The sequence below is a fragment of the Arsenophonus nasoniae DSM 15247 genome (assembly GCF_000429565.1).
GTDB classification, from domain to species: Bacteria; Pseudomonadota; Gammaproteobacteria; order Enterobacterales; family Enterobacteriaceae; genus Arsenophonus; species Arsenophonus nasoniae.
Genome location: NZ_AUCC01000121.1, coordinates 1 through 6,405, shown reverse-complemented (window position 1 = coordinate 6,405; position 6,405 = coordinate 1). Strand labels below are relative to the sequence as shown.

The 6,405-nt window shown below is 33.8% G+C and carries 7 protein-coding genes; 4 read left to right on the top strand and 3 right to left on the bottom strand.

Annotated features, from left to right (window positions below; translation table 11 throughout):
- The first annotated feature begins 124 nt into the window (after positions 1 to 124).
- Positions 125 to 1,507 (top strand): peptide ABC transporter substrate-binding protein, encoded by a 1,383-nt coding sequence (locus G468_RS21440; protein WP_135677655.1) that lies wholly within the window; start codon positions 125 to 127, stop codon positions 1,505 to 1,507.
- 91 nt (positions 1,508 to 1,598) lie between these two features.
- On the opposite strand, the gene G468_RS0115650 is transcribed toward G468_RS21440, so the two are convergent.
- Positions 1,599 to 2,159: an Ail/Lom family outer membrane beta-barrel protein gene (locus tag G468_RS0115650; protein WP_026823862.1), complete on the bottom strand. Its 561-nt coding sequence runs from the start codon at positions 2,157 to 2,159 to the stop codon at positions 1,599 to 1,601.
- Between the two features lie 316 nt (positions 2,160 to 2,475).
- Between G468_RS0115650 and zntB the strand changes: the two genes are divergently transcribed.
- Positions 2,476 to 3,429, top strand: coding sequence for a zinc transporter ZntB (gene zntB / locus G468_RS0115645; protein ID WP_034250193.1), 954 nt, complete (start codon positions 2,476 to 2,478; stop codon positions 3,427 to 3,429).
- Positions 3,430 to 3,684: 255 nt separating this feature from the next.
- On the opposite strand, the gene ttcA is transcribed toward zntB, so the two are convergent.
- Positions 3,685 to 4,602, bottom strand: a complete 918-nt coding sequence (ttcA, locus tag G468_RS0115640; protein ID WP_406933687.1) for a tRNA 2-thiocytidine(32) synthetase TtcA — start codon at positions 4,600 to 4,602, stop codon at positions 3,685 to 3,687.
- A 199-nt stretch (positions 4,603 to 4,801) separates the two neighbouring features.
- Between ttcA and G468_RS0115635 the strand changes: the two genes are divergently transcribed.
- Entirely contained in the window at positions 4,802 to 5,134 is a 333-nt protein-coding gene (locus tag G468_RS0115635; RefSeq protein ID WP_026823859.1) for a DMT family transporter, read from the top strand.
- 153 nt (positions 5,135 to 5,287) lie between these two features.
- On the opposite strand, the gene dsbB is transcribed toward G468_RS0115635, so the two are convergent.
- Entirely contained in the window at positions 5,288 to 5,809 is a 522-nt protein-coding gene (gene dsbB, locus G468_RS0115630) for a disulfide bond formation protein DsbB (RefSeq protein ID WP_026823858.1), read from the bottom strand.
- 328 nt (positions 5,810 to 6,137) lie between these two features.
- Here dsbB and G468_RS0115625 point away from each other — a divergent pair.
- On the top strand, positions 6,138 to 6,405 hold a 268-nt coding region (locus G468_RS0115625), incomplete at its 3' end, for an IS3 family transposase (protein ID WP_034250190.1).

Sequence of the window (6,405 nt, the reverse complement as noted above, 5' to 3'; positions counted from 1 at the left end):
ATATATGTGTATATATGAATAAATTAAGATAAATATATGTTATTTAACTTATTGATTAATATATTAAAATCTATTTAATAATTTATTTGAAGGATTAACTAATCAAAATGAAGCCGGCCGTCCTATTCCAGGTGTAGCAAATCATTGGACAAATGCCGGTAATCGGATTTGGTTTTTTTATTTAAGGCCGGATGCTAAGTGGTCAAATGGTGACCCTGTCACGGCTAAAGATTTTGTTTATAGTTGGCATCGCTTGGTTGATCCGGTAAATCACTCACCATTTGCTTATTTTGCCACCCTGGCGGGGATTAAAAATGCACAAAAAATTATTAATAATGAATTACCCATTGAAAAGTTAGGCGTCGAAGCGCTTGATAACCATACCTTGAAAGTGACTTTGGAGCAGCCAGCACCCTATTTTCTAAATTTAACTAGTCATTTTAGTTTCTTTCCTGTTAATCAAAAAATAATTGCTAGATATGGTCAAAATTGGCTCACACCGACTAACTTAGTCGGCAATGGTGCTTTTAGGTTAACCGAACGGATTGCCGGCGAAAAAATAGTTTTACAACCTAATCGATACTATTGGGATCATAAAAATACAATTTTAACTAAAGTGACCTTTGTACCGATTAAGCAAAATGCTCGGGCATGGCAAAGTTATTTTGCCGGTGATGTTGTTGAAACTGAATTTTTGCCTGAGCATTTAGATAGTAAATTACTGCAGCAAATACCGGATGAGTTTTATTTGGTTGGCCAGTTGGCGACTTATTACTATGTTTTTAATACCCAAAAGCCACCCACTGATGATAGACGAGTGAGAAGAGCATTGACTGTATCAATTAATAGAGACGTTATAACCAACAAAATATTAGCTGATGGAGAAAAAGTTGCTTACCGTTTTATACCAGATGTTATTGCAGATTTTACTCCTGAAAGAGGCTTTTATGATGGCTATGGGCAAAAAGAGTTGGACGAACAAGCCAGAGTTTTATTACATTTAGCGGGATTTAGTAGACATAATCCATTAAAGCTTTCTCTTGTATACAATAATTCAGAAAATAATAAAAAGGTGGCTATTGCTATTGCCTCAATGTGGAAAAGAAAATTGGGTGCTGAGATAACGCTGGTTAATCAGCAATGGAAAACTTACAATGAGAGTCGTAATTCCGGTCATTTTAATGTGTTGGGCGCAGCCAGATTTGCTGAATATAATGAGCCATCAAGTTTTTTAAATGTCATGGTATCTTCTAACCGTGGTAATTGGGCCAAATTTCAAAATAGTGACTATGACCAAATTATTGCCGCGGCAATGATGGAAAAGAATATTAAAAATCGTAATCGATTTTATAATCGAGCAGAAAAAATGTTGTTAACACACGCGCCTATTGCACCGATTTACTATTACAGTCGCGGATACTTAATTAAATCTTGGTTAAAAGGCTATCCAGTCAATAATCCAGAAAATGTAAGTTATAGTCATACACTTTATGTTATTAAACATTAATTTAATACTAAATTAGTATGCTTAATGCAGGGCAGTGATGAAATTTATGCCCTGGCGTATCATCAGGCGACCAAGATTGTAAATTAGACAACTAGAATCGATAACCTAAACCAATATTAAATCCATTAACTGTGGGATTTGTGTGATAGTTATGTCTATTCGCTCCTTCATAGCTTAAATAGAGACTAAGCATTTTGAGTGGGTTGATTTTTATTCCAGCTCCCCAACTCAGGCCAGTATGATGTTCCATTGAATCAATCACTATATTTTCGATCACCAATTTCTCTGTGTTTTTTAGAGTAAAACGAGCAAAACCGAGGGTGCTATATAGCGTTAAATAGTCATTGAAACGATAACTGGGGCCGGCTTGTAAGCTGAGGTAATTAATATTAACTTTATGTTTAACGAGTTGATGGAAATTATTGTAACTATACCGATGCTTAACGCCTTTATTCCAGCTTATCGATGTTAATACTCCCCAATGGTTATCTATTTGGTAGTCATAGTTAAAGTTTAATCCAGTAAGAGAATTACCATGATAATAGAGATTAGAATAGCCTAGACTGAAAGTTTGCGATTGAGGAGAAGCTGAAAATCCTGTAGGAGAAAAAAATAAATGGGTCATTAAGGTAAAAATAACGGTTTTTTTCATAACTGTCCCTAGTTTATGGTTAATATTATTAATTATTTTAATTGTTTTTCATTTGTAATCAACTTTTTATTAATTTGTTTTTAATTATAATATATTGAATTTAAATGTATTATTAATAAATTTAAATTTATTTTATTTTTGTTTTAATTAATTTTTATGATGAATTTTGACGAATAGAAAGGGTTAGCGACATAAAAATAAAATATTATTCGCAATTAATCATATAACAATCGAGTAAGAAAGCTTTAATTAAACAGAAATAGGACTATTTTTAAAAGGAAAAATAAAAATTGACCGTAATAGGGGGATATGTGTTGTGGCTATTTATGGCTCAATAATTCAGGGTTCTGAACCTGTGCATGCATACCAATTAGATGGTGAAGGTGGATTTATTGCTATCGATGTTAATGCGGAAGCGACACCACAAAGACCGTTTTGGCTTCACTATGATTATAGAAATAAAGCCAGTTATCAATGGATAAAGCATTCTGGATTATTCAATTCAACTATTAAAGATGGATTAACTGGAAATATTAATCGGTTGCGTATAATAAGAACTGGTGATGGTACACTGATTAATTTACAAACGATTAATAAAAATATTGGTGATCGGCCTGAACAGTTGGTTGCCTTTCGTATCTATATTAATAATCAGGTAATTATTTCTAGTCGCCACCGTAAAGTTAAATCCCTTGAGCCCGTTATTGACGATCTGACTCATCATGTTGGCGCAAAAACGAGCGGAGAATGGTTAGTTGAGGTTGCTGATTCAATTAACTATGAAGTCAGTGATTTTACCGATATATTGCATGATCGTTTAATTAAAATGGAAGAAAAAATATTAACTGAAGAGATTCCGGAACGGGGAAAATTAGCGTTATTAAGAAAACAGATTATTATCGTGCGCCGCTATATGTCTACTCAACGAGATGTTTTTGCTCGTTTAGCCACCGAAAAATTTCTATGGATGAGCGATGACGATCGCCATCGCATGCAGGAAAATGCCGAAAGGCTTGGGCGATGTATTGATGAATTAGATGGTTTTGTAGCTCGTACCGCTGTTATCACCGATGAAATTAATGCATTGATTTCTGAAGCAACTAATAAACGGATTTATACTATGTCAATGTTAGCGATTGTTTTTCTTCCATCAACCTTTTTAACCGGATTATTTGGGGTGAACCTAAATGGTATTCCTGGTAGTGAGTTTAAATTTGCCTTTAGTATTTTTTGTTTATTGTTAAGTTGTTTAATTATTTTTGTTATCTAGTGGTTAAAAAGAGGGAAGTGGTTATAAAATAAAACATTTTTTAATATAAAATTTCCAGTTATTTAGTTTAGTAAAAATAAATTGAGCTATATCAAGAAATTTTATAGCTAATTAAGGCAGAATTGATTTCGCAGGTGAATACAACGTTAAGCGATGAACGTTGTGCTCCATAATTGTAGTTTTTCTCATATTGAGTTCTTATACAGAATAATTGACCACTATCAGCCGATGTATAATTCATCGGCTTTTTTTATTTTATTTCACAACAATATTAACCCGATTTGAGTGAGGGCTATCTGACTCGGTAGCATGGTGGGCGTTAATTATGGAAAATGTTTCGTTATCAAATGCTAAATCGCCACCATCAACAATGTTGCTGGTATGATTAATCTGTTTGAAATTGAATAGGTTACTGTCGCATAAATGAGAAGGAACAATATTTTGCATTGCTTGAAACATAGTCTCAATTCTTCCTGGGTACTGTTTGTCCCATTCTCTTAGCATATTGCCGATGACTTGCCGTTGTAAATTAGGTTGAGAACCACAAAGATTGCAAGGAATGATTGGAAATTCTTTAATTTTGGCGTAGTGCGCAATATCTTTTTCCCGGCAATAGGCTAAGGGTCGAATAACGATATGTTTACCATTGTCACTCATTAGCTTAGGTGGCATTCCTTTGAGTTTGCCCCCATAAAACATATTGAGAAATACGGTTTGTAAAATATCATCTCGATGATGGCCTAATGCGATTTTAGTGGCACCCAGTTCGCTGGCAGTTCGATATAAAATACCACGACGTAGGCGAGAGCATAGTGAGCAGGTCGTTTTTCCTGCCGGTATTTTCTCTTTCACAATAGCATAAGTATTTTCTGTCACTATTTGGTATTCAATACCGAGTTTATCGAGATAAGATGGCAAAATGTCGGCCGGAAAGCCGGGTTGCTTTTGGTCAAGATTGATAGCAAATAGAGTAAAATTTACTGGCGCACTTTTTTGTAAATTTTGTAATATTGATAATAGTGTGTAACTATCTTTGCCACCAGAAAGGCAAACCATAATGCGATCGTTATCTTCAATCATACTGAAATCAGCGATCGCTTGGCCAACGTTACGACGTAACTTTTTTTGTAGTTTATTAAAGTTATACTGTTCTTTTTGTTGATTCATATTTATTACTGATGTATTAAAGGTAATCGATTTTATTATCAAAAGAATGATTTTTAAATCCACCGCGATAAAAAACGCGACCAGTTTAGGCTAGTTTAAAGCAAAAGAAAACTTTTGCTGATGATTTAGTTTTACCTTAATACTGGCAATTAATGTTTCGATTATCTTACCATTATGATGATATAGTTTATATTTAGGAGTATAAATGAACGGATTGGCTTATTTATTAATATCGATTGTGGCTGAAGTGATTGCAACTACATCATTAAAGGCTTCTGATGGTTTTACCCGTTTGTTGCCATCGATTATTGTTGTTGTTGGTTATAGCATTTCATTTTTTGGCTTATCACAAGTAGTTAAAATGATGCCATTAGGTATTGCCTATGCTATTTGGTCTGGTTTAGGCATCGTGCTGGTGTCAGTAGCAGCGTTGTTTCTCTATCAGCAAAAATTAGATTGGCCAGCTATTTTAGGGATCTTATTAATTATTTCTGGGGTTTTAGTTATTAATCTAGTTTCTAAAACTAGTATTCATTAATAATTATTATTTATAAAGTGTATTAGGTAATAATCTATTGAACCTCATACTTATTGAGTGGTTTGACAGTTCCCCGCTAGTCAGCCGTAATAGTTGCATAAAGTCGTTATTGCCAAAGCTGGACTGATAATTATTAGTCCAGCTAAAATTGTCTTAATGACTATTTTTTTTAAAGCCAAAAAATTGGCTTAACAAGACAATTATTGCCAGCAAAAAATAAGCGATAAAAATAATTAATAACCATACGGACATTTCAATATTTAAAAATGACCACTGTTTTTGGATACAGTCACCATAGGCTTCAAAAACAGCTGGAAACCAGTGATTAAGTGGCAGCCATGATGGAAGATTAACGGCAAAATCACACGAGTCAAAAGGTGATGGGTAAAATTTTAGTCTGACATGTTCCCAAGTTAGCTTCAATCCTTGCCAACTGCTGTATAACCATAAAATGAGTGCTACGATGCGAAGAGTACTTTTTGGCGCGATGAGGGCGATTAAACCAGCTGCCAAAATAGCAAACAGTGCAATCCGTTCGTAAATGCATAATACACAAGGTCTAAGCCCCATTCCGTGTTGAAAATAAAGTGCAATAATTTCTAAAATACAGGCGCTGATAGTCAGTAATAACCAGGCTTTTCTGGTTTGAGAGTATGAGTAAAAAAATTTAAGCATGTTTATTCTATTCCATTTCTTGGATAAGTTAGTTAGGGAAGCATATGATCTTATTTTGTTTACGCAAAAAAAAATAGCTAATTTAAATTTGTTAATTAGATAGGATAATGAATTGAATTGTAAAATGAATTTTCTTTTTAGTTGTCAGCTTTTATGTTAAATGAAAGAAAAATGCTATTATTTTCAATTAAATAATAGCATTTTGTAATAGAAATTATTTAGCTATATTTATCAGGCCTAATGAAGTAAACCACTCAGTTGTGTAGTGGTCTAATAAAACTGTAGAGATTTATAGCTTATAATTAAGCAAAATCTTATAGGTATAAATATGACCCGAAAAGTAAAAGTAACCTTTAGCGGAAAGCAAAAACTGGAATATGCAAAACTCATGGTTGAAGGTGGATATAGCAATATCCAAGTTGAAAAAATATCCGGTGCGGGTAAATCTGCCGTATCACGATGGAAGCAACAATATCTTGCCGAGTTAAATGGGAATACGCCTGTAAAATCAAAAGCGTTAACACCCGGGCAACAGCGCATACAAGAATTAGAAGTTCAACTTAAGCGTGCTCAGAGGGATAATGACATATTAAAAA